The organism is Nocardiopsis dassonvillei subsp. dassonvillei DSM 43111 (genome assembly GCF_000092985.1).
In the GTDB taxonomy this organism is placed as follows: domain Bacteria; phylum Actinomycetota; class Actinomycetes; order Streptosporangiales; family Streptosporangiaceae; genus Nocardiopsis; species Nocardiopsis dassonvillei.
In genome coordinates, this window is sequence record NC_014210.1 from 5,644,908 (window position 1) to 5,668,067 (window position 23,160).

At 73.1% G+C, this 23,160-nt stretch carries 23 protein-coding genes and 1 tRNA gene; 16 read left to right on the forward strand and 8 right to left on the reverse strand.

The genetic code is table 11. The annotated features are described in order from the left end of the window. Positions 1-75: 75 nt before the first annotated feature. The 5 genes from NDAS_RS23475 to NDAS_RS23495 all read left to right on the forward strand — a co-directional run bounded on the left by NDAS_RS23475 (position 76) and on the right by NDAS_RS23495 (position 5,530). The gene (locus NDAS_RS23475; RefSeq protein WP_013155750.1) at positions 76-1,332 is read left to right on the forward strand and encodes an aspartate aminotransferase family protein; all 1,257 of its coding nucleotides are present in this window, start codon (positions 76-78) and stop codon (positions 1,330-1,332) included. Between the two features lie 150 nt (positions 1,333-1,482). After that, positions 1,483-2,664 carry a hypothetical protein gene (locus NDAS_RS23480; protein WP_013155751.1) on the forward strand — a complete coding sequence of 394 codons (1,182 nt, stop codon included), beginning with the start codon at positions 1,483-1,485 and terminating at the stop codon, positions 2,662-2,664. Positions 2,665-3,048: 384 nt separating this feature from the next. Continuing rightward, positions 3,049-4,230, forward strand: coding sequence for a glycoside hydrolase family 64 protein (locus tag NDAS_RS23485; RefSeq protein ID WP_013155752.1), 1,182 nt, complete (start codon positions 3,049-3,051; stop codon positions 4,228-4,230). A gap of 87 nt (positions 4,231-4,317) precedes the next feature. Beyond that, on the forward strand, positions 4,318-5,253 hold the full coding sequence (locus tag NDAS_RS23490) for a glycoside hydrolase family 16 protein (protein WP_013155753.1): 936 nt from the start codon (positions 4,318-4,320) through the stop codon (positions 5,251-5,253). Positions 5,254-5,454: 201 nt separating this feature from the next. Beyond that, positions 5,455-5,530: transfer RNA gene (locus NDAS_RS23495), tRNA-Arg, on the forward strand. Positions 5,531-5,694: 164 nt separating this feature from the next. Here the strand turns inward: NDAS_RS23495 and NDAS_RS23500 are convergent. Then, positions 5,695-6,267, reverse strand: a complete 573-nt coding sequence (locus NDAS_RS23500) for a DUF4232 domain-containing protein (RefSeq protein WP_013155754.1) — start codon at positions 6,265-6,267, stop codon at positions 5,695-5,697. 427 nt (positions 6,268-6,694) lie between these two features. Between NDAS_RS23500 and NDAS_RS23505 the strand changes: the two genes are divergently transcribed. Further along, on the forward strand, positions 6,695-7,951 hold the full coding sequence (locus NDAS_RS23505) for an FAD-binding protein (protein WP_013155755.1): 1,257 nt from the start codon (positions 6,695-6,697) through the stop codon (positions 7,949-7,951). Positions 7,952-8,017: 66 nt separating this feature from the next. On the opposite strand, the gene NDAS_RS23510 is transcribed toward NDAS_RS23505, so the two are convergent. The 3 genes from NDAS_RS23510 to NDAS_RS23520 all read right to left on the reverse strand — a co-directional run bounded on the left by NDAS_RS23510 (position 8,018) and on the right by NDAS_RS23520 (position 11,799). Further along, on the reverse strand, positions 8,018-9,721 hold the full coding sequence (locus tag NDAS_RS23510) for a choice-of-anchor I family protein (protein WP_013155756.1): 1,704 nt from the start codon (positions 9,719-9,721) through the stop codon (positions 8,018-8,020). A 479-nt stretch (positions 9,722-10,200) separates the two neighbouring features. Next, complete coding sequence (locus NDAS_RS23515; protein ID WP_013155757.1) at positions 10,201-10,614, reverse strand: hypothetical protein; 414 nt, start codon at positions 10,612-10,614, stop codon at positions 10,201-10,203. A 426-nt stretch (positions 10,615-11,040) separates the two neighbouring features. After that, the gene (locus NDAS_RS23520; RefSeq protein WP_013155758.1) at positions 11,041-11,799 is read right to left on the reverse strand and encodes a protein phosphatase 2C domain-containing protein; all 759 of its coding nucleotides are present in this window, start codon (positions 11,797-11,799) and stop codon (positions 11,041-11,043) included. A gap of 786 nt (positions 11,800-12,585) precedes the next feature. Between NDAS_RS23520 and NDAS_RS23530 the strand changes: the two genes are divergently transcribed. Continuing rightward, positions 12,586-13,755, forward strand: coding sequence for a stealth family protein (locus NDAS_RS23530; RefSeq protein ID WP_232051607.1), 1,170 nt, complete (start codon positions 12,586-12,588; stop codon positions 13,753-13,755). A 57-nt stretch (positions 13,756-13,812) separates the two neighbouring features. Here the strand turns inward: NDAS_RS23530 and NDAS_RS23535 are convergent, their stop codons facing one another. Together NDAS_RS23535 and NDAS_RS23540 are read right to left on the reverse strand one after the other, a co-directional pair. Beyond that, entirely contained in the window at positions 13,813-14,550 is a 738-nt protein-coding gene (locus NDAS_RS23535; protein ID WP_013155759.1) for a L,D-transpeptidase family protein, read from the reverse strand. A gap of 264 nt (positions 14,551-14,814) precedes the next feature. Next, positions 14,815-15,882, reverse strand: coding sequence for an ACT domain-containing protein (locus NDAS_RS23540; RefSeq protein WP_013155760.1), 1,068 nt, complete (start codon positions 15,880-15,882; stop codon positions 14,815-14,817). A gap of 367 nt (positions 15,883-16,249) precedes the next feature. On the opposite strand from NDAS_RS23540, the gene NDAS_RS23545 reads away from it, so the two are divergent. After that, on the forward strand, positions 16,250-16,666 hold the full coding sequence (locus NDAS_RS23545; RefSeq protein WP_013155761.1) for a hypothetical protein: 417 nt from the start codon (positions 16,250-16,252) through the stop codon (positions 16,664-16,666). An 18-nt stretch (positions 16,667-16,684) separates the two neighbouring features. Here NDAS_RS23545 and NDAS_RS23550 read toward each other — a convergent pair whose 3' ends face one another. Then, complete coding sequence (locus tag NDAS_RS23550; RefSeq protein ID WP_013155762.1) at positions 16,685-17,242, reverse strand: anti-sigma factor; 558 nt, start codon at positions 17,240-17,242, stop codon at positions 16,685-16,687. Continuing rightward, positions 17,233-17,781, reverse strand: a complete 549-nt coding sequence (locus tag NDAS_RS23555) for an RNA polymerase sigma factor (RefSeq protein WP_013155763.1) — start codon at positions 17,779-17,781, stop codon at positions 17,233-17,235. The genes NDAS_RS23550 and NDAS_RS23555 overlap by 10 nt, the downstream gene beginning before the upstream one ends. Positions 17,782-17,990: 209 nt before the next feature. On the opposite strand from NDAS_RS23555, the gene NDAS_RS23560 reads away from it, so the two are divergent. The 8 genes from NDAS_RS23560 (at position 17,991) to NDAS_RS23595 (ending at position 23,158) form a co-directional block, all read left to right on the forward strand. Further along, positions 17,991-18,182 (forward strand): hypothetical protein, encoded by a 192-nt coding sequence (locus tag NDAS_RS23560; RefSeq protein ID WP_013155764.1) that lies wholly within the window; start codon positions 17,991-17,993, stop codon positions 18,180-18,182. A 173-nt stretch (positions 18,183-18,355) separates the two neighbouring features. Further along, positions 18,356-18,859 (forward strand): Asp23/Gls24 family envelope stress response protein, encoded by a 504-nt coding sequence (locus NDAS_RS23565; RefSeq protein ID WP_013155765.1) that lies wholly within the window; start codon positions 18,356-18,358, stop codon positions 18,857-18,859. 54 nt (positions 18,860-18,913) lie between these two features. Further along, positions 18,914-19,099: a hypothetical protein gene (locus NDAS_RS23570; protein WP_013155766.1), complete on the forward strand. Its 186-nt coding sequence runs from the start codon at positions 18,914-18,916 to the stop codon at positions 19,097-19,099. Then, complete coding sequence (locus NDAS_RS23575; protein WP_013155767.1) at positions 19,096-19,578, forward strand: Asp23/Gls24 family envelope stress response protein; 483 nt, start codon at positions 19,096-19,098, stop codon at positions 19,576-19,578. Before NDAS_RS23570 ends, NDAS_RS23575 begins: the two co-directional genes overlap by 4 nt. A 19-nt stretch (positions 19,579-19,597) precedes the next feature. After that, positions 19,598-20,236 (forward strand): DUF6286 domain-containing protein, encoded by a 639-nt coding sequence (locus NDAS_RS23580; RefSeq protein WP_013155768.1) that lies wholly within the window; start codon positions 19,598-19,600, stop codon positions 20,234-20,236. 2 nt (positions 20,237-20,238) lie between these two features. Next, complete coding sequence (locus NDAS_RS23585; protein WP_013155769.1) at positions 20,239-21,045, forward strand: hypothetical protein; 807 nt, start codon at positions 20,239-20,241, stop codon at positions 21,043-21,045. Positions 21,046-21,528: 483 nt separating this feature from the next. Then, positions 21,529-22,329: an ABC transporter permease gene (locus tag NDAS_RS23590; RefSeq protein WP_013155770.1), complete on the forward strand. Its 801-nt coding sequence runs from the start codon at positions 21,529-21,531 to the stop codon at positions 22,327-22,329. Further along, positions 22,322-23,158: an ABC transporter permease gene (locus NDAS_RS23595; protein ID WP_013155771.1), complete on the forward strand. Its 837-nt coding sequence runs from the start codon at positions 22,322-22,324 to the stop codon at positions 23,156-23,158. The genes NDAS_RS23590 and NDAS_RS23595 overlap by 8 nt, the downstream gene beginning before the upstream one ends. Positions 23,159-23,160: the final 2 nt, after the last annotated feature.

A 23,160-nucleotide genomic window follows, 5' to 3' on the forward strand; every position in this document is an offset into this window, starting at 1 on the left:
CCGCACGGATGTTTCCATAGCAGCGTCGATTGTCAACAATCCTACGGAACACGCGACACGGAATCGAGGCCACGCATGGCGGAGCTCTCCCCGATCCTCAAGCAGGCGACACCGGTCGTCGCCGCCCGAGGCGAGGGCGCCTACATCTACGACGAGGACGACCGCCGCTATCTCGACTTCACCGCCGGCATCGGCGTCACCAGCACCGGCCACTGCCACCCCCGCGTCGTGGCCGCCGCGCGGGAGCAGGTGGGGACCCTGGTCCACGGCCAGTACACCACCGTGATGCACCGGCCGCTGCTGCGGCTCACCGAGCGGCTGGGCGAAGTGCTGCCCGCCGGGCTCGACCGGCTGTTCTACGTGAACTCGGGCAGCGAGGCCGTCGAGGCCGCCCTGCGGCTGGCCCGGCAGGCGACCGGTCGGCAGAACGTCATCGTGTTCCAGGGGTCCTTCCACGGGCGCACCATGGGCGCCGCGTCGCTGACCACGTCCGGGGTCAAGATCCGCGCGGGCATCGGCCCGCTGATGCCCGGCGTGGTGGTCTCGCCGTTCCCCTACGCCTACCGGCTGGGCGTGTCCGAGGCCGACGCGGTCGCGTACGCGCTGCGCGAGCTGGACTACCTGTTCGCCACGGTGACCTCGCCCAGGGACACCGCCGCCGTGTTCATCGAGCCGGTGCTGGGCGAGGGCGGCTACGTGCCGGTGCCCTCGGCCTTCCTCCAGGGGCTGCGCGAGCGCGCGGACCGGCACGGGTTCCTGCTGGTCGCGGACGAGGTGCAGACCGGCTTCGGGCGCACGGGCACGTTCTGGGGCCACGAGCCCTCGGGCATCCGGCCGGACGTGGTCATCACCGCCAAGGGACTGGCCAGCGGCTTCCCGCTGTCGGCGATCGCCGCCCCCGCCGCGATCATGGAGAAGGCCTGGCCCGGCTCCCAGGGCGGGACCTACGGCGGCAACGCGGTGTCCTGCGCCGCCGCCCTGGCCACCCTGGACGTGATCCAGGAGGAGGGCCTGGTGGAGAACGCCGCGCGCATGGGCGAGCGGCTGCGCCTGGGCCTGGAGAAGGTGGCGGAGGCCAACCCGGTCATCGGCGACGTGCGCGGCCGGGGGCTGATGCTCGGCAACGAGTTCACCGCCGCCGACGGCTCGCCGGACGGCGCCACCGCGCTGCGCGCCCAGCAGGCCGCGGCCCGGCACGGACTCCTGCTGCTCACCTGCGCCCCCGAGGGGAACGTGGTGCGGATGATCCCGCCGCTCATCGTCGACGGCGACCAGGTCGACAGCGCGGTGTCGCTGTGGGCCGCCGCCGTGGAGGAGGCCGTCGCGGGCTGAGGCGAGATTCGTGACCACCGCCCCGGTACGGATTCCGTGCCGGGGCGGTAACGTGCGGTACGGACTCCCCGAGAAACCGCGCGTCCGAAACGCGTGTCCGAAACGGAGGGGGCCGAGCGCGGCGAACCGCACGCGAGAGGAGCCGAACCAGTGTCGGACAGCCGGTGGAAGGTCGCGGACAGCACGGGTGGGGGCGCACGTCCCGTCCTGGACCCCTCACTGCCTCCCCGCCTCGCCGGAAGACTCCGGAAGCATCTGCCCTTCCTGCGCTCGAAGCGGGCCTGGGCCAGGCAGCCCCGGTTCCCCAACCGGACGCGCATGGCGGCGGCCGGGACCGCGGTGGCCGCGCTGAGCCTCCTCTGGGCGCTGGCCAGCGGTCCCCTCCTGGTGTGGTCGGTCCCTCTGTACTTCCTGGGCCTGCTGGTGCAGGCCGCGGCCGTGGGCGCCGCCGGACTCGCCGTCACCCGTGTGCGCCCGCGGTCCCTACTGCCGCGGTGGCTGTCGCGGACCTCCCGGCGCCGGTCCTGGCAGGCGTTCTCCCTGGCCTTCGTGCCCGCGACCCTGACGAGCTGGTTCCTCGCACTGGCGGGGCCGGAGTGGGCCTTCAACCTCTACTGGTTCGTGCCGGGCGCGGTGTACGCGGCCGCCGCCCTGTGGGCGGGGTGGTGGTGGCCCCGGGGCGACCGGCTGGCGGCGGCCCACGCGGACCGCTACCTGGTGCCCGCGAACCTCGGTCGGCAGGGCGCCCGCCTGCTGCTGGACGTGCAGAGGACGATCGGGACCGTCGAGGAGGCCGACCTGCGGCTGGGCGACTCCTTCGACGCGGCCCAGCCCCTGTCGGTCCTGCGCGCCGAGGAGTGGCGGATCGCCTCGCTGCTGCACCGGCACGAGCGGATCAGGGAGGAGTACGTGGCGGACTCCCTCGACGCCGTCTCCGACCGGGTGCTCGCCGTGCTGGACCAGCAGCACGAGCGCCACGAGGCCGTGTACCGGGAGCTGGCGGCCCGGGTGGACGCGATCCGCGACTACGGGGCGTCCGTCGAGGAGGCCCTGGCCGCGCACACCGAGTGGGAGCAGGTGCAGAGGGTCGAGGAGCGCCAGCGCGAGCTGGACCTGCTCCTCGTCCAGGTGGACTCCGACGGCGGCAACGCCGACCGGCTGCACGGCGAGGCCCTGAACGCGCGCGCCGTCAGGGAGACCAGGGACGAACTGATCGACCGGATGCTGGAGGCGGGCCGTTCCCTGGAGGCCGGGGCCGTCGTTCCGGTCGAGTCGGCCGTGCTGGCCGGGGCCGCCGTGCCGACGGAGCCCGCCGAGGGCGCGAGGGCGTAGACCGGGGGCTGTGCGGACGGGGACGGCGAAGCCCCGGACCGGGGTCCCGGTCGGTGCGGGCCGGACGGCGGTGCGGTGCCGGGCCCCTTCCGTCCCGTTCGGTAGGGGGAGCGAGTCCGCGCGCCAGCTCCTTCCGGCGGAGCGCGGCCCCCGTGAACCGCCGCCCACCAGGGGGAGAACTTCTGTGGACGCCCATCCGCCAAAAATGTTCACCCACAGAACCGAAAATCATTCGGATCGAGAGTGACATAAGTCACATGGCAACTTTGTTACCAGTAAGAACACGAAAACGTCGCGGACGGATCGTGACCACGGGTTGACGCGACGCTTCAACGGTCGTCAGATTGGGCGCGTCTTACCAGCCCCTCCAGTGAGGCGACCCCCATGATCGACCGAAGACTGTTCCTCGGCGGCGCATCGCTCGCCACCGTCAGCACCCTGCTCGTCACGACCGGTTGCTCCCGTGCGGAGAGCAACGGCGAACTCACCTCGGGCGGCTCTCAGGCCGGCGCCCTTCCGGTGAGGGTCACCAACGAGACCGGGACCTTCCCCGACAGCGAGATCCGCGCCTACATCGTGGGAACCGACCTGACCACGAACACGCAGTCCTGGGTCGACGCCAGCGGCGTCGCGCACCCGGTCGCGGAGTCCGACAACACCGACGACGGGTTCACCGACTACTCGATCCCGCTGGACTCGGTCAGCGAGCTGTCCCTGCCGTTCATGTCCGGCCGGGTGTACTTCGCCCTCGGCGGCAAGCTCCGGTTCAAGGTCGTCACCGACGGCAACGGCAGGCCCGCGCTCCAGTACCCGGCGGGCTGGGTCGAGTCCGACCCCAGCCACGGGGTGCTCCACGACACCGTGGAGTTCACCCACAACGAGACCGGCATGTACTGCAACACCAGCATGGTGGACCAGTTCAGCGTGCCGCTGGCCATCCGCCTCCAGGGCGAGGCCGACCAGACCACCGGCACGTTCGAGCCGGGCGGCCGCGACGCGGTCTTCGCCACGCTCTCCGCCGACCCCGTCTTCTCGTCGCTCGTGCTGAGCGAGGGAGAACTCGTCATCGCCCCCGGGCACGGGCTGGACGCCGGACTGTTCCCGGCCGACTACTACGACTCCTACATCGACCAGGTCTGGGAGCGCTACAGCACCACCGACCTGCGCGTCACCACCAACGCCGGGACCTTCACCGGCCGCGTGGACGGCTCGGGCAACCTGGTCTTCGACGGCGGCGTGGCCCCGATCCCCAAGCCCTCCACCCGCGACGTCTTCTTCTGCGACGGCGCCCTGGCGGCCCCCAACGACGGCATCACCGGTCCGGTGGCCGCGATCCTGGGCGCGGCGTTCAACCGCTCGACGCTGCTGGACACCGCCGAGCACCCGGTCACCGACCCCGCGGCGTTCTACAACCACGAGACCACCAACCGCTACGCGGCGGTCTTCCACGAGAACACCGTGGACGGCAAGGCCTACGGCTTCGCCTTCGACGACGTGTCGAACTTCGCCTCCTACGTCCAGGACCACGCGCCGGTGTCCCTCGACGTGACGCTGACCGCGTTCTAGCGCCTCCCGGGCCGGGCCCTCCAGGACCGGAGGCCCCGGCCCAGCCCCTGCTCCCGGCTGTTCCTCCCCGAAACCGAGGTGTTCCCCGTGCCCACCCGCATCCGCCCCGGCCGCATCGCCCTGGCCTGCGCCGTCGCACTCCCCCTGACCGCCTGCGCGGCGGGCTCCCCAGTCGAGGTCGAGACCGTCGCCGACCAGACCTCCGCGTCGTGCGGCCTGTTCTTCGACGACTTCGACTACACCGGCCCCGACGACCCGGCCCTGCGCGGCCAGGGCTGGAACGTCCGCAGCTGGCCCGGCGGCCCCGGCGTGCCCGGCGCGTCCTGGGACGCCGACAACATCTCCTTCGCCGAGGAGAGCGGCGACTCCCTGCTGCGCCTGACCTCGACCACGGACGGCACCCCGGCGGGTACCAGCCAGGCCGAGCTGACCTTCGGCGAGGAGAAGTTCCACGAGGGGACCTACGCCGCCAAGGTCAAGTTCTCCGACGCCCCGGTCTCCGGCCAGGACGGCGACACCGTGCTCCAGACCTTCTACACGATCACGCCCCTGGCCTACGACAACGATCCCGCCTACAGCGAGCTCGACTTCGAGTACCTGCCCAACTCGGGCTGGGGCGCCCCGGCGGAGGCCATGTACCTGACCTCGTACCACACCTACCAGCGCGACCCCTGGGTCGCGGACAACACCAGCGACGTGGTGAACCGCTCCTTCGACGGATGGCGCGACCTGGTGGTCCAGGTGACGGACGGCGTGGTCCGCTACTACGTGGACACGCACCTGGTGGCCGAGCACAGCGGGAAGTACTACCCCTCGTCGCCGATGTCGATCAACTTCAACCAGTGGTTCGTGGACATGAGCGGCCACACCGGCGGCCCGAGCACCTACGTGCAGGACGTGGACTGGGTGTACCACCAGCAGGGCGAGTCCGTGGCGCCCGAGGAGGTCAACCGGCGCGTGGGCGCGCAGCGCGACGCCGGTGTCTCCCGCGTCGACGGGGTCGCCCTCGGCGGAACCTGCTGACGCCCCGGCCCTCCCTCCCGGACGGCGGCTCCGACAACGCGCGAGCGCGTCGGGGCCGCCGTCCCGCCGTTCCGGGCCGCCCGGCGGACGGGGACCGGCATGACCGGTCGCACACTCACAAAACGGTTCGAGGCCCTCTGACACCGTGATAGAGTCAAAGACGTCGCCAGGGAGACCGGGCGACACACAACTGAACAACCTGCACTCGTAGCTCAATGGATAGAGCATCTGACTACGGATCAGAAGGTTGGGGGTTCGAGTCCTCCCGAGTGCGCCACCTTGAGACAGTGGAGAAACCGCCGGACCCGCACACCACACGGGCCCGGCGGTTTCTTCTGTGCTGCCCGGGGTCGAGGGGCGGGATCCTCGTCGGAGGCCTTCGTTCCAGGTGTCCTACCCGGAGCGGCCCGGCCGCCGGGACCGGGCCGCCGCCGGGCCGGGTCAGGCCGGGGTGATCTCGGAGACCGTCGACGCGCCCATGTCCGGGTTGGCGCAGACGCGGTCGTTTCCACCCGTGGGCACGTAGGCGGCGCCCTCGTCGTTCTGGAGGAACAGGTGGGCCCCGGCCACCTCGGTGGGGCTGCACTCCTCGGGGTCGTAGACCTCCGGGTTGGGGCGGGACACGGTCACCGTGGCCGCGTCACCCGGGTACAGCGCGAAGACGCCGCCGCCCTGGCCCTCGACCTGCGCGTCGGCCCCGATCCGGTTGCCCTCGGAGTCGCCCCAGTACATGTTCGCGGCGGAGGGGTACATGGTGCACGCCACGTCGTCCTGGGGGTCGAGCGGTTCCTGCTTGACCAGCTCGAACTCGACGTGGACGGTACCGGCCGCGCCCTCGCGCGCGGTCTCGGAGATCTCGAAGTCCGCCGCGGTGCAGTCGCGGACGCTCATGGTCCCCGCACTGGAGTCGGCGTCCTCCGCGACCGCGGGCGCGGACGCGAGCAGGAGGGCGGGCAGCGACACCGCGCCCAGGGCCGCGACTCGGACCGAACCCGTGCGAAATGCGCTCGTCATGGCGAACATCCCCCTCATTGCGTGTTCCGTCTGTCGACGTCGATCCATGCTCGACTACGGGTGGTACGACGTCGGTTCCCCCTGTGTCGTTCTCTCCCGAAAGCGATTTAAACAACGTTTACCTATGTCATGCCGACAGACGGCGTCGAGGCACCCCGGCGCACCGGGGCCTCGAACCCCCGCCGGGAGGCCCGGAACGCCGCCAGGCGGCCCGGGGGCTGGCACAGCCCGGGTTCGCGCCGACCCGCGCGACTTCCCGACGACGCGCCCCGACGGCCAACGGCGCGGAAGGCCCGAAGACCCATGGCGCGGTCCCCCGGGCGAACCGGGCGAAGGGCCGCCCGGCTATCCTCCGGAAGGCCGCCTGCCGTGGCGGCGCCCGGGAACCGGAGACCGTACACCGCCCGCCCCCACCCACGGAGCGCCCATGTCAGCACCGAACGCGCGGACCACCAACTGGGCGGGCAACGTGACCTTCGGCAGCCCGCGGGTCCACCGGCCCCGGACACTGGACGAACTGCGCCGCGTCGTCCGCGACAGCCCGCGGATCCGCGCCCTGGGCAGCGGCCACTCCTTCAACCTCGTCGCCGACTCCGACGCCGACCTGGTGCGCCTGGACGGACTGCCCGCGGAGGCGGAGATCGACCCCGAGGGGCGGACCGTCACCGTCACCGCCGGCACCCGCTACGCCGAACTGGTCACCGCGCTGCACGGGCGGGGGTTCGCGCTGGCGAACCTGGCGTCGCTGCCGCACATCTCGGTCGCGGGCTCGTGCGCGACCGGCACCCACGGCTCCGGGGACGGCCAGCGCTGCCTGTCCGCCGCCGTGCGCGCGGTGCAGCTCCTGGGCCCCGACGGCGACCTGGGCTGGCTGAGCCGCGACGCGGACCCGGAGGTCCTCCCCGGCGCGGTGGTCGCGCTGGGCGCGCTCGGCGTCGTCACCCGGCTCTCCCTGGAGATCGAACCGGCGTTCACGATGACCCAGCGGGTCCGCGTCGGGGTGGCCCTGGACGAGGTGGCCGACCACGTCGACGACGTGTTCGGCGCGGCCTACAGCGTCAGCCTGTTCACCGACTGGCTCGGGGAGGGCTCCGTGTGGCTCAAGCAGCGGACCGACCGCCCCGAGGGCGCCTGGAGGGGCGGTCGGCCCGCGTCCGGGCCGGTGCACCCCGTCCCGGGGATGCCTCCGGAGCCCAGCACGGAGCAGATGGGGGTCGTCGGCCCCTGGCACGAGCGGCTCCCGCACTTCCGTCCCGAGCTGGAGCCGAGCGCGGGCAGGGAGTTGCAGTCCGAGTTCTACGTGCCGCGCGAGGCCGCGGGCGCCGCGTTCGCCGCCCTTCGCGGGATCGGGCACCTGCTCGCCCCGGCGCTGTACGTCGCGGAGGTGCGCACGGTGCGCGCGGACGACCTGTGGCTGAGCCCCGCCCACGGCCGGGACTGCGTCACCTTCCACTTCACGTGGCTGCCGGACCCGCGGGCCGTGGCCCCGGTCCTGGCGGCCGTGGAGGAGCGCCTCCTGCCGCTGGGCGCCCGCCCCCACTGGGGCAAGCTCACCGCGATGGACCCGGCCGACATCACCGCCCGGTACGAGCGCGCGGCGGACTTCGAACGCCTCACACGCGCGCTCGACCCGGGCGGGAAGTTCCGCAACGCCTTCACCGACGCGCTCTTCCCCCGCGGGTGAGACCGGGCCCGCGGCGGCGGTCCGCCTCGCCGGGCCCCGACGAGGCGGCCCGGCGGCGGAGCGCGGTCAGGCCGGGTCGACCCGGTACAGGGTGGTCGTTCCGGACACCTCGTTGGCCACGGCCAGCATCGGCACGCCCCGGATCGGCGAGTCCGAGGCGCTGATGAAGGCCAGGCCCTCCGCGCCGAGGTCGCCCGCCTCGCCAGTGCCGGGCTCGGCGGTGAAGTCGCGGTTGTTGAGGTACTGCACGAAGGACGCCTCGCGGGGGTCGGTGACGTCGTAGACCATCACGCCGCTCACCCGCTCCAGGCCCACGAACGCGTAGGTGCGGCCCGCCACCTCGCCGAGCACGACCCCCTCGGGCTCGGGGCCCTTGTCGTCGCTGCGGTTGTCGAAGGCGTTCTCCGCGTGGTTGGAGTTGAAGAACTCCGGATCGGCCTCGGCGGTGATCCGCTCGAAGTCCGACCCGGAGTCGAAGAGCAGCTCGCCCTCGGTGGTGAAGATCGAGAACGAGCGCCCGCCGAACGCGTACACGTCCTCGTAGCAGCTGCCGTCCTCGCGCAGACCCTCGGCGGCGGTGACCGTGAGCCTGCCCATGTTGGCCTCGTCGAGCAGTTCCCCGGTGCTGTCGACGCCCAGGTCGTTGTCGGCCAGGAACTCCCGCAGGCGCGGGGAGTCCTCGCACAGCGGGGTCTCCTCGGCCAGGTCGCCCAGGCGCGTCTCCTCGGAGTAGCCGTCCCAGTCGCGGGTGTCGCCCTCGTTCGCGGTGACCATCAGGGTCTGGCCGCGCCAGCGGTAGGTGTCGAACCCGTCGGGCTGGTACATGCCGTACACCGGCCAGTTGGCGAGGCGGATGCCGTCGTCCCGGTTCGACACGTCCAGCTCGTTGCCGGGCTCCATGTGGTCCTTGAGGCCCAGGGGCACGATGTCGGTGAACTCGGCGGTGCGCAGGTCCAGCAGCGCGACGGCGTTGGCCTCCTGGAGCACCACCTGGGCGCTGTAGGCGGTGTCCGCGGAGATGTACTCCGGTTCCAGGTTGCGCGCCACCCGGCCCGGGGTGCCCGGTTCGCCGGTGGACAGGTCCGGCCCGAACACCCGCACCCCCGAGGGCAGCTCCCGCTCCCCGTCCCAGGCACGGAAGTCGGCGGTGCGCACGTCGTCCTGGGTGAGGGCGGCGGGCCTGCGGTTCACGCGGATGACGCTCACCGAGCCCTCGGGGTCGACCGAGTAGTCGTCGCTGGGCTCCCCCTCGTTGGCCACCAGCAGCAGCCTGCCCTCGGGCGTGAAGGCGGCCATGTCCGGCAGGGCGCCGACCCGGACCGCGTTGAGCGCGGTGCCGTCGGTGTCGTAGAAGACCACCCAGCCGTCGTCGGTGCGGTCGGGTGCCTCCACCGCCACGGCCACGGTGTCGCCGTGGACCGCCACGGAGTTGGCGACCGCGCCCTCCGGCACCACCGAGCCGTCGGCCGCCCCGACCCCGGGCGTGCGCAGGTCGAACAGCTTGGCGGGGGCCGCGGGGTCGGAGACGTCGAGCACCTCCACGGTGGCGGCCAGGGCGTTGACCACGTACAGGCGCTGGGTGCGCGGGTCGTGGGCGACGATCTCCGCCGCCGCCTCGTCGAAGGAGCCGGTGCGGTAGCTGCCCAGTGCGGACAGTTCGACGCCGCCGCGCCCGCCCTCGCGGGGCTCCTGCCGCTCCGCGTGTGCGGGGGCCGCCGTACCGGTGAGGGCGACGGCGAGGGACACCGCGACCGCCGTGGTCTTGCGCATACGTGCTTCCTGAGGGCTCCGGGGGAATGGGCGCGGTCACGCCCGCGCCGAAGCCAACCAGGGGCGGACGAGATCGGGCTGAACGCCCGGTGGCGCGGGAGTGAAGGCGGGTGGCGACCGGTCCGAGGCGGCGGGGCCCGACGGGAGGGGGCCGCAGGCTTCGGACACGGGCGACCCGTGGCCGGACGGAGAACCGGGCGCTCGCGTGCCAGCGCCGTGACGGCGGCCGTCCTCCGGAGACCCTATCGGCCGCGGGAATGTGCTTGACGCCGTCCTACCTGTGGAAATTCCGCGCGCATGATGCCAAATCGGCGCATTGGCACACCGGCGCATCGGAGAAATCCGCGAAAAAAGCCGCGGGCACGTGTCCGAACGGCACGGGAAAAGGGTGCGGCGCGGGTTCGACGGGTGTCGGGCCCCGGAGGCGGCGGATGCGGCGGGGACGCCGGGAAAAGCCGGGAGGGAAAGTCCCGGAGAACTCAGTGACCGGCCGACCGGAGCCTGTGCCAGGCGGTCGTCCAGCGCTGGCGCTCGGCGGCGTCCTCACCGGCGCAGGCGGTCACGAAGGCCATCAGGAACACGTACCGGGGCAGCTGGGTCCCCTCCAGGACGTCGCGGAAGGTGGTCGCCCGCACCGCTCCCCCGCACAGGTACTCCAGCTCCAGGTAGGACCAGTCGCCCGCCCAGACGAGGTAGCGGCGCATGACCAGCAGGAACTCCGCAGGCGTCTCGGCGTCCAGGGGGTTGGGCCGACCCTCGTAGCCGTCCAGGGCGCGGACGGTCGGGTGGCGCTCGACGGCGGAGCTGGGAGTCGTGAGGACCCGGTCGAGCCAGCTGGTGCGACCGAGGGACCGGTTCGGTCCGGTGGGTTCGAGGACGCCCGTGGTGGTCACACCTTCTCCTTTTCACCGGTCGAAATCGACGTCGCGGGGGTTCTCTCGTACGCGTCGCGCCTGTTCGGCGCACACGTGAGCAGGGGGTGGAGAGAACGACGAAGGCCGGATACCAGCTGTTGTGGGGAGAACTCCGGCGCTTCGGTTACGGAGAAACCTACCGGATGAACACGGAACGCGAAAGCGCCTGGCGGCACGGTTTCGGAGAGGCGTTGGTCTCCCTCGTGTGTGACGTCGCCGCCGCCGCTTCCACTGTTGTGTGCTTTTACCGCAAAGGACAACAAAGGACATCTGGAACACCGAGCAAAACGTCCCCCATGACGGTAGTGCCCGAAACGCGACCACCTGGGACGTCAGGAGGGAAGCCCCCGGGTTCACCAGATTAACTTGTCCGAATAGGCAATTTAAGGGTGACCGTAACCAGGGTCACGGTGTCCACGCCAGCACTGTGGCGTCGTCGCTCCCCTTGCCGCGCGGATGACGGAGCCGGTCGGGGTCGGCGGCCTCCAGTCCGCGCACCCGGTCCAGCAGGGCGCGCGGTCCCCTGTCCGAAACCAGGGCGAAGGCCCGGTCCCAATCCAGGTCCCCGAAGAGGTCCACCACCCGGCTCGCCCCGTCGGTCATGGCGGTGAAGCGCCCGAGGGGCAGGGTTCCGGTCAGCGCCTCCTCGGCCGCCCGGGGGTGCGCCCCCGCCGTCCAGAAACCCCCGGGAACGTTGCGGTACGCGCGGATGGCGTTCCAGGGGCTCCCCCGACGGGCCAGGTCGCCCCTGAGGTCGTCCAGACGGGTGTCGGTGAGCACGCGCACCCCGCCCCCGCCCTCCACCAGCAGCACGGAGTCGGACAGCACCAGGTACTCCAGCGCGTCGGAGCCCGCCCGGACCGCCACGACCGTGGCGGACGGGCTCTCCTGGTTGGCCAGGTCGCAGGTGTGCGCGTGCAGGGCGGAGGCCGTCGCGATCGCCTCGGCCAGGGCCTCGCGCAGGGGGAGTCCCGTGTCGGCCCCGGCCAGCAGCAGCGCGCCGAGCCGCCGGGTGTACCAGGCCACCCCGTGGGAGCAGCCCGTCTCCACGTCCCGCGGCGCGCTCGCCCCGTCCAGGAGGACCGCGCTGGTCGCGGTCGCCGCGGCGAAGTCCTCGTTGGGTCGGCCGGGGTCGCCCGGCTCCGTGGCGACGTGGAAGGGCACTCCCGGACCTCCCGTTCATGGACGGCGCGTCTGTCGTGGGCACCGCGGCCCCGCCCCGGAGACACGATGACCGCTCCTTACCCCCAGGAAGTTACACCTATGGAAAGCACATCTTTCGGGTAGGTGAACGATTCAGTACTTTTCTTGAGACAGCCGACATCGCACGGCCCGACTCCGGCAAGGACGCGAGCAGGAGAAGCACCCCCCGCGACGAAAGCGGGGACCCGCACCCGCAAGGACCAGAACAGGAACCAGAAGATGACAACGGGATGGATCACCCCATGTGGAATATTCCCTACTATTTTCGGAGAGCCAGGCGAATACTCAGGAGAATGGTTCCGGCCCCGGTCAGGAAGGTGCTCTTCCTTCCCGTCTCATGGAGGCACCGGAGGAGGGACCCGGAACTCACCGTGTCGACCTACCGGCGCGAACCCGTCCTCGCACGGCGCTGGTCCGGTCCCTTCGACACCGAGGACTTCGTCGCCCGGCAGACGAACCGCTTCGCCGACCTCCTGCGTGAACGGGGGATCGACTACTTCTTCTCCCGGTCCAACGGCGTGTACCACCGTTCGGTCGCCGTGTCCGAGGAGGACAGGGCCGAGGTCCTGTCGGTCCTCGCCTCCCGCTACAGCCTCCACGGCTCGTACGTGAGGACTCCGGTCGGGTACCGGCCCCTGTCCCCGCTCCGGCTGCGCCGGCTCCGCCGCGCCCCGGTGATCCGGCTCGGGGGAGCACGTCGTCGGCGACCGAGGCCCCGCGGTCGTCGGCCCCGCCCACGGCTTCACCGTGGAGTTCTGGCAGGAGGGCGAGCGGTTCCTCGCCTCCCCCGACCACGAGGAGAGGCTCGACCGACTCCGGGTCGTGGCCCCCGAACACGTCCTGCGGGAGTCGCTCATCGCGCCGCAGCCCAACCCGGTGAGCGAGGTGATCCCCGGCAAGGCCCGGAAGACCGCCGAGGTCAGGGTCGGGGACCGGACCCATCCGACTCTGGACGCCTTCACCTGGGAACTCGCCACCGACCTCACCTTCGCGATCGACGCCGTCTACACCTGGGTCGACGGGGCCGACGAGGCCTGGCGCGCCAGGCGCGACGCCCACCTCGGGGCGAACGCCCCGGCCAACCCGCACTCCGCCTCCGACTCCCGCTACACCAGCCGGGACGAACTCCTCTACTCCCTGCGCTCGCTGGAGATGTTCGCCCCCTTCGTACGCAACGTCTACATCGTCACCGACGGCCAGACGCCACCGTGGCTGGACACCGGCCATCCGCGGGTACGGGTGGTGGACCACACCGAGATCTTCGCTGACCCGTCGGTTCTCCCGGTGTTCAACTCACACGCCATCGAGTCGCAGCTGCACCACATCGAGGGCCTGGCCGAGCACTACCTGTACCTCAACGACGACGTGTTCTTCGGTCGGCCCGTGTCCCCCTCCCTCTTCTTCCACCCCAACGGGCTCGTGAAGCTGAACCCCTCCCCCTACCGCTTCGGCCTGGGCGAGGTCAGCGAGGAGGACCAGCCCGTGGACGCCGCCGCCAAGCGCAACGGCGCGCTGCTGGAGAAGCACTTCGGCAAGGTGCCCGTGTCCAAGTTCAAGCACACGCCCATCCCGCAGCGCCGGTCGGTGGTCGAGGAACTGGAGGAGAGGTTCCCCGAGATCTTCACGCGGACGGCGGCGTCGCGGTTCCGGCACCCGGACGACCACTCCGTGCCGTCGTCCCTGCACCACTACTACGCGCTGTTCACGGGCAGGGCGGTGATGGGCGGCCTGCGTTACACCTACCTCAACCTGGCCGACCTGGACGCGGTGCGGTACCGGACCGAGTCCCTGCTGGCCCAGCGCGACTTCGACGCCTTCTGCGTGAACGACACCACGGAACCGGGCGAGGAGGCCGAGAGGCACGTCGACGGGTTCCTCGGCGACTACTTCCCCTTCAGGAGCAGTTTCGAGAGATGAGGGGTCGCGACGAGATGGGGACGGGGCGGCCCGGCCGCGACCGGGCCGCCCCCGGGGTCAGCGCACCAGGACGGTGGTGTGCACGTCGATGTTGCCGCTCTCCCAGAGCCAGTCCATCGCGGCCAGGCTCACCCGGGCGCACCCGTGGGAGGCGGGCTGGGCCGGGACGACCGGGTACCCGTGCACGGCGATGCCGCCGTTGAAGTACTTCGGTCTGTACAGCGCACCGTAGGGACCGGGGTCCCAGGCGTCGACCTCGCGGAAGACGGTGTAGGTGCCGGTCGGGGTGGTGGCGATCCGCTCGGTGCCGTCCGAGGACTCGTAGGGCTGACCGGATCCGGTGGAGGTGTTGAGGACGCGCTCCACCTCGCCGCCGGAGACCACCAGCAACAGCTGCCGGTCCAGGTCGATCTCCAGCAGGTCGCCGGAGGTGCTCTGGGCCTCGGGGAGCACGCCCTCGGCGAGGGCGGCGCGGGTGGCGGGGCCCACGACGCCGTCGCGGGCGATCCCGGCGGCCTTCTGGAGCGCCACGACGGCCTGCTCGGTGTGGAAGCCGAACTGGCCGTCCACGCCGTCGATCCAGTAGCCCAGTTCGGCGAGGCGCTCCTGGACGGCGCTCACCCCGGCTCCGGAGCTGCCCTGGCGCAGTTCCGGTCCGGTGCTGACCGAGGTCGGTGCGGCGTGCGCGGCCGGGGCCGCCACGACGGTGCCCAGGATCAGGGCGAACGCCGCCGCCACGGCCAGGAGGAGGGTGTGCTTCGGGTGCGGTGTCAGGAGGAATCGGGGGGTTGCCATACGTCCTCCTTACCCACCCGGCGCGCGGTTCTCCCCGCCCCGCGGAACCTGTGGACAACTCTCGTCTCCGTGTGCGGGCGGACGTGCGCGGACGCGCTGGCGGTTTCTCGGGCCGCGCGCCCGGCGCGACGACACGCGGACGCCGACGGTGGGCCGCCGCCGAACCCGAGGCCCCCGGCACCGGTCGTCACGGGCGCCTCCCACCACGCGCTCGGCGCGCGGGGTCCGGGGCGCGTCCCGGACCCGGGACGCGCCCGACCGGGTTCAGCGCCTCCCGGGTCCCGGGCCGTGCGAACGCGCGTGCAGGGACGAGGCGACGTGGGCCAGGGCCCGGCACCGGGCGAACTCCACGGCGGTGAAGGGGATGACCTCCCGGCGGACGGTCAGGACGCCGCCGTCGGGTGCCGGAAGGGTCATCACCGTGCCGGACAGGTCCTCGCGGACCGTTCCGGCGGGCGGTTCGGCGGTGTGCTCCACGGCCCGCGCCGAGGCCAGGGAGAGCAGCGAGCGCTCCAGCGTGGTCGCCCCGGTGACCAGGGCGCTGACCAGGGCGAGCGTGCGGCTGGTGGTGTCGCTGAGCTCGTGGACGTCGGCGCGGCGCACGGCGGCCTCGCGTCCGCCCGCCTCCCGTACGGCGGTGTACAGGTCGCCCTCTCCCACGTGCGCGGGAGCGCTGACGAAGAACTCGTCCACGGCGTCCGGCCCCGCCGGGTGCACCTGCATGAGCCGGATGTCGATCCCGAGGGCGGCGAACCGCGCGGTGAGCGCGGCCAGGCCGCCGGGCACGTCGGCGACCGTCGCGCGGACGCTCCACAGCAGGTCGTCGGACGGGGCGCGCACCGGTTCCCCACCCGCCGGGGAACCGGCCGACGCCGGGGCTCCCTCCCCGGTCGAGGGGGCGCTTCGGAAGGATCCGCCGCCGGCCGACCCGGCGTTCCCGGGCAGCCCGGCGCTCCCGGGCAGCGCCGTGTCCTCGGATGTCCCGGTGCCACGGGACGCACCGTCGCCGCCGGTCAGCCCGCCGTTCGCGTACGGGCCGGTACCCGTGGGCGGCCCGGCGCTCCCGGACGCGTTCACCGCTCCGGAGCCCCTGGGCGGCCGGGGAGCGGACGCGGCCTTGTGGCGGCGCCACCGGTGGACCGCGGAGACCGCGAGCAGCAGCAGTCCCACGGTGATCAGGACGCGGACGCCCGCGTCGCTGTGCCCGAGGGAGAGCACCACCAGGTGCGCCGCACCGGCGGCGAGGAGCAGGGTGCCCAGGTCGAGTGCCTCGCGGCCGAAGAAGCCGTGGCGGTGGTCGTCGGTTCCGTGCTGTCCTTCGGAAACGTCCATGGGACCGAAGATCCCAGGGCGACGTTGCGCCCGTTCGCCCCCACGTGAAGGACCGGTAACGACGGAGGGTGACTCTGGCCACTCCGACGGTACGCGCACGTCCCCGAAGCGGTCGCGCCCGGAGGCGGACGGCTCCCGGCGGGGACCGGGAAACGGCTGCCGCACCGGCCTTCCCGCGACCGCGACGCTCTCAGAAAGCCCGCCCGAGCAGCAGGGACGTCGGCCGTCCCGGCTTCGCGCACACGGAATGTGCCGTGCCGCACAGCGCTTCTACCGTGAGGTGGAACGGCACCGGTGTGTCCTCCCCATGACGACATCCTCCCGTTGGACGCCTTCCGTCCACAGACGCATGGAGCACACGGAACACATGAAGCGCGACGTGACCAGGACCGAACCGCAGAACAGGGCCCGCGGTCCGCACCCGCGAACGACGAGCGGCTCCGAGGCGCCGGTGCGCACACTGCGCGCCCGGCCCCCGCTGCCCCTCCTGGTCACCGGGGCCGTCGCCTCCCTGGTGGCCCTCCTGGCGACCGCCGAGATCACCGCCACCCTGGTGGGCAGTCCGCTGCACCACCACGCGTGGATCTGGTTCGACACCCACGGCCACGACCAGCTCTGGGCGACCCCCGAGACGATGCTCGCGTCCGCGCTGCTCATGTCCATGGGACTGACCGTCGTCGTGCTCGCGCTCGTTCCCGCGCGCGGCGACTGGTTGGCGCTGTGCGACGACGGGGTCCGGCCCGCCGACGGCGTGCCCGGCCTGCGCCGCGAGGCGGAGGAGTAGGCGCCGACGGCTCCGCCCTCACCGTCCCGGGGCAGGATCGTCCAGGTCGACGACATCGATGTCCAGGCGGGCGACGGGCAGGCCGAGCCGCTGTTCGGCCAGGGAGCGCATGGCGCGTCGGGCGGCGTCGGCGGCGTCCGGGATGGGGAAGCCGACGGCGACCCGCGCCGTGGCCCGGACGGAGAGGCCCTCGCGGGTCTGCTCGACGCGGCAGCGGCCGACCACGACCCCTGGAACGGACTCGACGGAGGTCCGGAGCATGGCCGCCACGGCCGACTCCCTGACCTCGGTGCCGCCGGGGCCGGAGCCGCTCAGGACGATCGTCCCCTCCGAGCGGCGCTCGGCGCGCACCACGCGCATGACGTCCGTGAGCAGCCCGGGAGGTGCGGTGACCTCCTCCTCGTCGTCCCGGCGCACCGCTTCGACGAGTGGACGCAGCTCACCCGCCTCCGCCCGGCAGTGCTCGCAGGAGGACTCGTGCTCGGTGAGCCGACCGGCCAGCAGGTCCCTCAGGAGTGCGTCCACCGAGGTCCCGCAGGGCAGTCGGTCGTGGTCGTCGGACGGGTCTACCGCCATGGCTCAAGCGCCTCCACGAGATGGGTACGCGCGCGGTGAATACGTCCACGCACAGCGGTCGGGGTCGTGTCGACGATCTCCGCTATCTCTTCATAGCCCAATCCTTCCATTTCGCGCAGAACCCAGCAGATCCGCTGCGGGGGCGGCAACCCCGACAGCGCTTCGAGCAGCGCCTCGCGCAGGTCGCCCGCGAGCGTCTCCCCCGCCGGTCCGGGTTCCCTCGCCTCCAACCGTTCGTCGTCCTCCACCGGTTCCACCGGCCTGCGGGCCCGCAGCATGTTCAGGGCGCGCCGTCCCACGATGCGGTTGAGCCAGGCGGGGAAGCTCTGCGGGTCGGCGAGTTCGGGAAGCCTGCGCCACGCGGTGATCAGGGCCTCCTGGGCCGCGTCGCGCGCGTCGGCGGGATCGCGCAGCACACGCAGGGCGATCCGGTAGACGGTGTCCTGGTGCCGACGGACGAGGTCCTCGAACGCCCTGTCGTCCCCGTCCTGGGCGCGCTCCACGAGCACGCTCTCCGGAAGTGCGGTTTCCCTGTGCATCGTCGCCGCGGCCACCCCTCCCCGTACACGAGCACAGAGAAACTACCCCAGGTTCGTGCCGAACACGGCAGCCCCGCACCCGTGCCTCCCCCACACTAGTAGTGACACAGGTCACACGATGATGGCCGTGAGCCGACGGCCCTTCCCCGTGTCCTCCCCTGTGACGGCGCCACGACGGGTGGCGCCGAGCGAGCGAGGAGAGCACCGCCATGGGAGAGATCAGGTTCGGCCTCAGGAGGACGGCCGCCAGGCGCGCCGCCGAGAGGGCCGCCCTGGCCGGGACCCCGCCCCTGGCCCGCGCACCCGGCGCCGCGCCGGAGCACGCCCGGACCGGCGGCCGGGACGTGGTGGTGGACGCGGCGGCCCGTTTCACGGCCTCCTCGCGCGACCACGGGCGATAGAGGCCACGACACCGCCGCAGGAGGAGTCGGCGGCGCCGCTCGGGGAAGACCGACAGTCCAGCTCAGAGCGGCCCCGACGGCCCCGTCCGAAGGACCGGCGGACGGACCCGCCCACGGCGGGACGCCCGTTTCCGCCCCTGACCGAACACCCGACAACGCAAGGAGAACCGACCATGGCCGCGAAGAGCGCCCAGAGCAGTGAACTCGCCCCCGCCGAGCTGCGCGAGGCGGGCAGCACGAGCAGCGTCCCCGTGCGCGCCCAGCACTCCCACGAGCTGAACACCGACACCGGGCGCACCTCGATCGCCGACCACGTGGTCGCCAAGATCGCCGGTATGGCCGCCCGGGAGGTCCGGGGCGTACACCACATGGGCGGCGGGGCCGGGCGCGCCTTCGACGCCGTCCGCGAGCGCATCCCCGGTTCCACCTCCACCAGCACCGCGGCGCGCGGCGTGGCCGTGGAGGTCGGCGAGCGCCAGGCCGCGGTGGACATCAACCTCGTCGTCGAGTACGGCGTCTCGATCCCCGACCTGGCGGCCGTCGTGCGGCGCAACGTCATCTCCGGTGTGGAGCGGATGACCGGCCTGGAGGTCACGGAGGTCAACGTGACCGTGGACGACATCCACCTGCCGGACGAGGAGGAGAGCCGTTCCGCCGCCGAGCCGAGGGTCAGGTGACGGCGGAGCGGACAGCGGCACACCGGCAGACACGACGTGAGGGAGTGAGGACCCATGTGGTCGATCGTCGGACTCGCCTTCGGGGCGGTCCTCGGCCTCGCCGCCGCCTTCGGGGGCTTCGGGGCCTTCCTCCTGGTCCTGCTCCTGGGAGCCGCGGGCTTCCTGGCGGGGAGGGCCTACGAGGGCGAGGTCGACTTCGCCGAGCTGTTCACGCGCCGTGAGCGCGGTGGTCGCCTGTGAGCGCCGCCGAGGCCTCCCCGGGGAGCCGCGGACCGGCCCCCGGGGAGGACGCCGCGGGGAGCGGGGCGTCGGTGGAGGCCGCCGGAGCACCCGGCGCGCGTGCGCGGTCCGGCGCCGAGCCGGACCGGCACGCGCCCCGGGTGCCGCCCGAGGAGCGCGGCACCACGGTCGTGTCCGACCGGGCGGTCCGCCGCCTGGCGTGCGCGGCAGCCGCCGAGCACCGGTCCACCCGTCCCCTGGGCGACCGGCTGGGCGGGCTGGTGGGTGAGGGCCACAAGGCCCGCGCCGAGGTGCGCCGGGGCGGCTCCCGCGTGGGGCTGCGCCTGGAGATCGCCGTCGCCTACCCCTCCCCGCTCGCCCGCACCGCCGAGGAGGTCCGCGCGCACGTGGCCGCCACGGTGGAGAACCTGACCGGGCTGACCGTCCACAGCACCGACATCGAGATCGTCGAACTCGTACCCGCGCCGCGGGTGCGCTGAGCCATCGGAGGAAGCGGAGATGACTTCCCTCCAGGAGGAGGCGCGGACCCACGAGGCGTCCGCGGACCCGGGCGGCCCCCCGCCCGGGGGTCGGCGCGGGGACCGCGGGGCCCGGCGGACCGCGGTGAGGGTCTTCCGGCCCCGGCGGACGCTGCCCGCCGTCGTGGTCGCCGCCTCGGTGGCGGTGGTCTCCGGGCTGGTGCTCGCCGTGATCACCGCGAGCATCGTCGGCGCGCCCGCGCCGTTCCCCGCGGTGGACGGCATGGCCGCCCGCGCCGCCACGGTCCCGTGGGAGGCGCCCGAGACCATGCTGGCCTCGGGTGTCGCCGCCACCCTGGGCCTGACGCTGCTGACCGCGGCGTCGCTGCCCGGGTACGGCGGCCACCTGGTCCTGCGCACCGACGACCGCGACATGGCCGTGGGCCTGTCCCGGCGGGCGCTGCGCGACCTCCTCGCCGTCTCGGCGCGCGGGGTGGACGGTGTCCGCGGCGCCCGGGTTCGGGTGGGCCGCCGCACGGTGCGGGTGCGGGCGCGCACGCACATACGCGGCGCCCACTGGCTGAGGCGGGACGTGGACGCGGCCGTGCGCCGGAGGCTGGAGGAACTCGTTCCGGTCCGCACTCCGGGGGTCCGCGTCCGGGTGCGGGAGGAGGCGTGAGCATGGACGGACAGCGATCCGCACCGGAGCCGGACCCGTCCGGCACCGACACGGGCGGCACGGGCGCGGGCAGCGCCGAAACGGGCAGGACGAGCGCGGGCGGGACCGCCCCGGGCACGACCGACAAGGGCGCGGCGGTCTCCGACACGACCGGCACCGGTACGACACGCGCCGACGCGCCCCGCCGGGACTCTCCGACCCGGTCCACGATCCGGGGCTTCCCCCACCGCCGCAGCAGGAGGACCGCGCGGGGCAACCGGCTCGGGCTGTTCCTCACGGGCCTGGTGCTCCTGGCCGGCGGCGCGGCCGGACTCGCCGTCGGCGGCGGCCTGTTCGGCGACGGCCCCGCCGCCGCCACGCTGACCGGCCTCGAACCGGTGGCACGGGCCCTGGCCTGGCCCTGGACACCCCATGCCGCGGCGGCGGTCGCACTGGTGCTCACCGTGCTGGCCGTGCGCTGGCTCCTGGTCCAGGGCCGCGCCCACCGCCCGCGCAGGCTGCTCGTGGGCGCGGACACGGCGGCGGGGCGGACCGAGGTGTCGCCGTCCGCCGCCGGGAACGCCCTGGTCGCCCAGCTCAGCGCGCACCCGCGCGTGGTCCGTGGCAGGGCGAGGTTCACCGGGTCCGCTCGGGAGCCGCGCCTGTGGCTCGACCTGGTGCTGACCGAGGACGCCGATCCCGTGGAGGTGTGGCACGCCTGCCGGGACGAGGGGGTCGGCTCCCTGCGCGAGTCCCTGGAACTGGAGCGGCTGCCCACCGTCGTGCGCATGTCGGCCTCGGGGCGCAGCGGGGGCAGAGACCTCGCCTGACCCCGTCCGCCCCACTGGGGGAACGGAAGCCGGGCCCCGCCTGGCCCGTACGCCCCGCTGGACACACGTGGGTGAGGACCCCGCCCGTCCCGCACCCCGCTGAGGGGAGGCGGGCGCGGACACCTCACCCGCCCCGCACCCCCGCCGAGGGGGCGGGAGCGAGAACCCCGCCTGGTCCGTGCGTCCCCGTTGAGGGGAGGGGGCGTGACCGGGCGGGCGACGGAGGCGGCGCGGTCCGCCGGTACAAGGGGAGACACCGGCGTGACCCCGCCTCCGTCATCACATGCGCGTTCCGCGCGCCCGGCCCGCGCCGCGATCGGGACCGGCGGCGGCCCCGCGTGTGCTATCTTCGCCACTCGCGGCGACCCGGACCTGAGCCCCGTGCGTCAGGGACGTGCCGGACCCCCGTGTCTCCCCCGGCCCCCGGTGTCGAGACCGGTAGTTCACCACCTGCACGTCTCGACACACCAGGAGTCCACGCCCGTGCGCGTCTACTTCGCGGTGTACGCCCGAGGGCTGCACCGCTACTCCACCTACCGCGCGGCCACGATCGCCGGGATCCTCACCAACTCCGTCTTCGGCACGATCAACGCCACCGTCATGCTCGCCCTGTTCGCGGCGCGCCCCGAGATCAACGGCTACGACGCCGGGGACGCCGTCACCCAGGTGTTCGTCAGCCAGGGCCTGATCGGCATGGTCGCCATCATGGGCCCGCCCCTGGAGCTGGGTGAGCGGGTGCGCTCGGGCGCCGTGGGCACCGACCTGCTGCGGCCGGTCTCCCTCCAGGGCTGGTGGCTGGCCGAGGACCTCGGCCGGGCCACGTTCAACCTGGTCTTCCGCGGGGTGCCCACGTTCGCGGTGGGGATGGTGCTGTTCGACCTGGACCTGCCCGGCGACCCGCTCCGCTGGGCCGCCGTCCTGCTGTCCGCCGTACTGGCCACGCTGGTCTCGTTCGGGCTGCGCTACCTGTACGAACTGGCCGGGTTCTGGCTCCTGGACTCCAGCGGGATCTGGGCGGTGGCCGGGCTGCTCGGCCCGGTGGCCGCCGGGATGCTACTGCCGCTCACCCTGTTCCCCCCGGCGCTGGCCGACACCCTGCGGCTGCTGCCGTGGGCGTCGATGGTCCAGATCCCCGCCGAGATCATGCTCGGCAAGGACACCCTGCCGGGCGGCGCCGTGCTCGGCGGGCTGGCCCTCCAGGCGTGGTGGGCCGCCGCTCTGTTCGGCCTGGGCGCGTGGCTCACCGCCCGCGCGACCCGCAGGGTGGTGGTCCAGGGTGGCTGACCTGATCTCCCGCGCCCGCGGGTCCGTGGCCTGGCCGCTGCGCGCCTACCTGCTGCTGGCCTGGACCTGGTGCCGGGCCCTGGCCCAGTACCCGACCTCGCTGGTGCTGATGACCCTGGCGACCTCGGTGGGGGTGTTCGCCGAGATCGGCGCCGTCCTCGTCGTGTTCGGCCACGCCGGACGGCTGGCGGGGTTCGACCTCGCCGAGGGGCTGCTCATCGCCGGACTGGCCGCGACCGCCTTCGCCTGGGCGGACATGATCCTGGGCAACGTCGAGCGGCTGGGGGAGCACATCCGCACCGGATCGCTCGACGTGATGCTGGTGCGCCCGGTGCCGCCGCTGGTGCAGATGGCGACGGACCGGTTCGCGCCGCGCCGCCTGGGCCGGATCGTTCCGGGCTCGGTCGTGGTCGTCTTCGCCCTGGCCGCGTGCGACATCGACTGGACCCCCGGCAGGGTGCTGATGCTGCCCGTGCTGCTGACCTCGGGGACCGCGATCTGCTGCGCGGTCTGGGTCATCGGGGCGTGCCTCCAGTTCCTCGTCGCCGACGCCCGGGAGGCGGCCAACTCGGTCACCTACGGCGGGCAGGCCCTCACCGAGTACCCGCTGGCCATCTACGGCCGCGACCTCGTGCGGGCGGTGACCTTCGTGCTGCCGCTCGCCTTCGTCACCTGGCAGCCCGTCCTGTACCTGCTCGACCGCCCCGACCCGACGGGGCTGCCGGACGCCCTGCGCCACGCCACACCCCTCGTCGCCGTCGTCCTGTGCCTGGTCGCCGCCGCCTGCTGGCGCTTCGGGCTGCGCCACTACCGATCCTCCGGGAGCTGAGC

Excerpts from the sequence above, each read along its gene's own strand:
- NDAS_RS23475 (WP_013155750.1), top strand. The coding sequence starts at position 76 with ATGGCGGAGCTCTCCCCGATCCTCAAGCAGGCGACACCGGTCGTCGCC.
- NDAS_RS23485 (WP_013155752.1), top strand. The coding sequence starts at position 3,049 with ATGATCGACCGAAGACTGTTCCTCGGCGGCGCATCGCTCGCCACCGTC.
- NDAS_RS23500 (WP_013155754.1), bottom strand. The coding sequence starts at position 6,267 with ATGACGAGCGCATTTCGCACGGGTTCGGTCCGAGTCGCGGCCCTGGGC.
- NDAS_RS23505 (WP_013155755.1), top strand. The coding sequence starts at position 6,695 with ATGTCAGCACCGAACGCGCGGACCACCAACTGGGCGGGCAACGTGACC.
- NDAS_RS23510 (WP_013155756.1), bottom strand. The coding sequence starts at position 9,721 with ATGCGCAAGACCACGGCGGTCGCGGTGTCCCTCGCCGTCGCCCTCACC.
- NDAS_RS23535 (WP_013155759.1), bottom strand. The coding sequence starts at position 14,550 with ATGGCAACCCCCCGATTCCTCCTGACACCGCACCCGAAGCACACCCTC.
- NDAS_RS23540 (WP_013155760.1), bottom strand. The coding sequence starts at position 15,882 with ATGGACGTTTCCGAAGGACAGCACGGAACCGACGACCACCGCCACGGC.
- NDAS_RS23545 (WP_013155761.1), top strand. The coding sequence starts at position 16,250 with ATGAAGCGCGACGTGACCAGGACCGAACCGCAGAACAGGGCCCGCGGT.
- NDAS_RS23550 (WP_013155762.1), bottom strand. The coding sequence starts at position 17,242 with ATGGCGGTAGACCCGTCCGACGACCACGACCGACTGCCCTGCGGGACC.
- NDAS_RS23555 (WP_013155763.1), bottom strand. The coding sequence starts at position 17,781 with ATGCACAGGGAAACCGCACTTCCGGAGAGCGTGCTCGTGGAGCGCGCC.
- NDAS_RS23560 (WP_013155764.1), top strand. The coding sequence starts at position 17,991 with ATGGGAGAGATCAGGTTCGGCCTCAGGAGGACGGCCGCCAGGCGCGCC.
- NDAS_RS23565 (WP_013155765.1), top strand. The coding sequence starts at position 18,356 with ATGGCCGCGAAGAGCGCCCAGAGCAGTGAACTCGCCCCCGCCGAGCTG.
- NDAS_RS23570 (WP_013155766.1), top strand. The coding sequence starts at position 18,914 with ATGTGGTCGATCGTCGGACTCGCCTTCGGGGCGGTCCTCGGCCTCGCC.
- NDAS_RS23580 (WP_013155768.1), top strand. The coding sequence starts at position 19,598 with ATGACTTCCCTCCAGGAGGAGGCGCGGACCCACGAGGCGTCCGCGGAC.
- NDAS_RS23585 (WP_013155769.1), top strand. The coding sequence starts at position 20,239 with ATGGACGGACAGCGATCCGCACCGGAGCCGGACCCGTCCGGCACCGAC.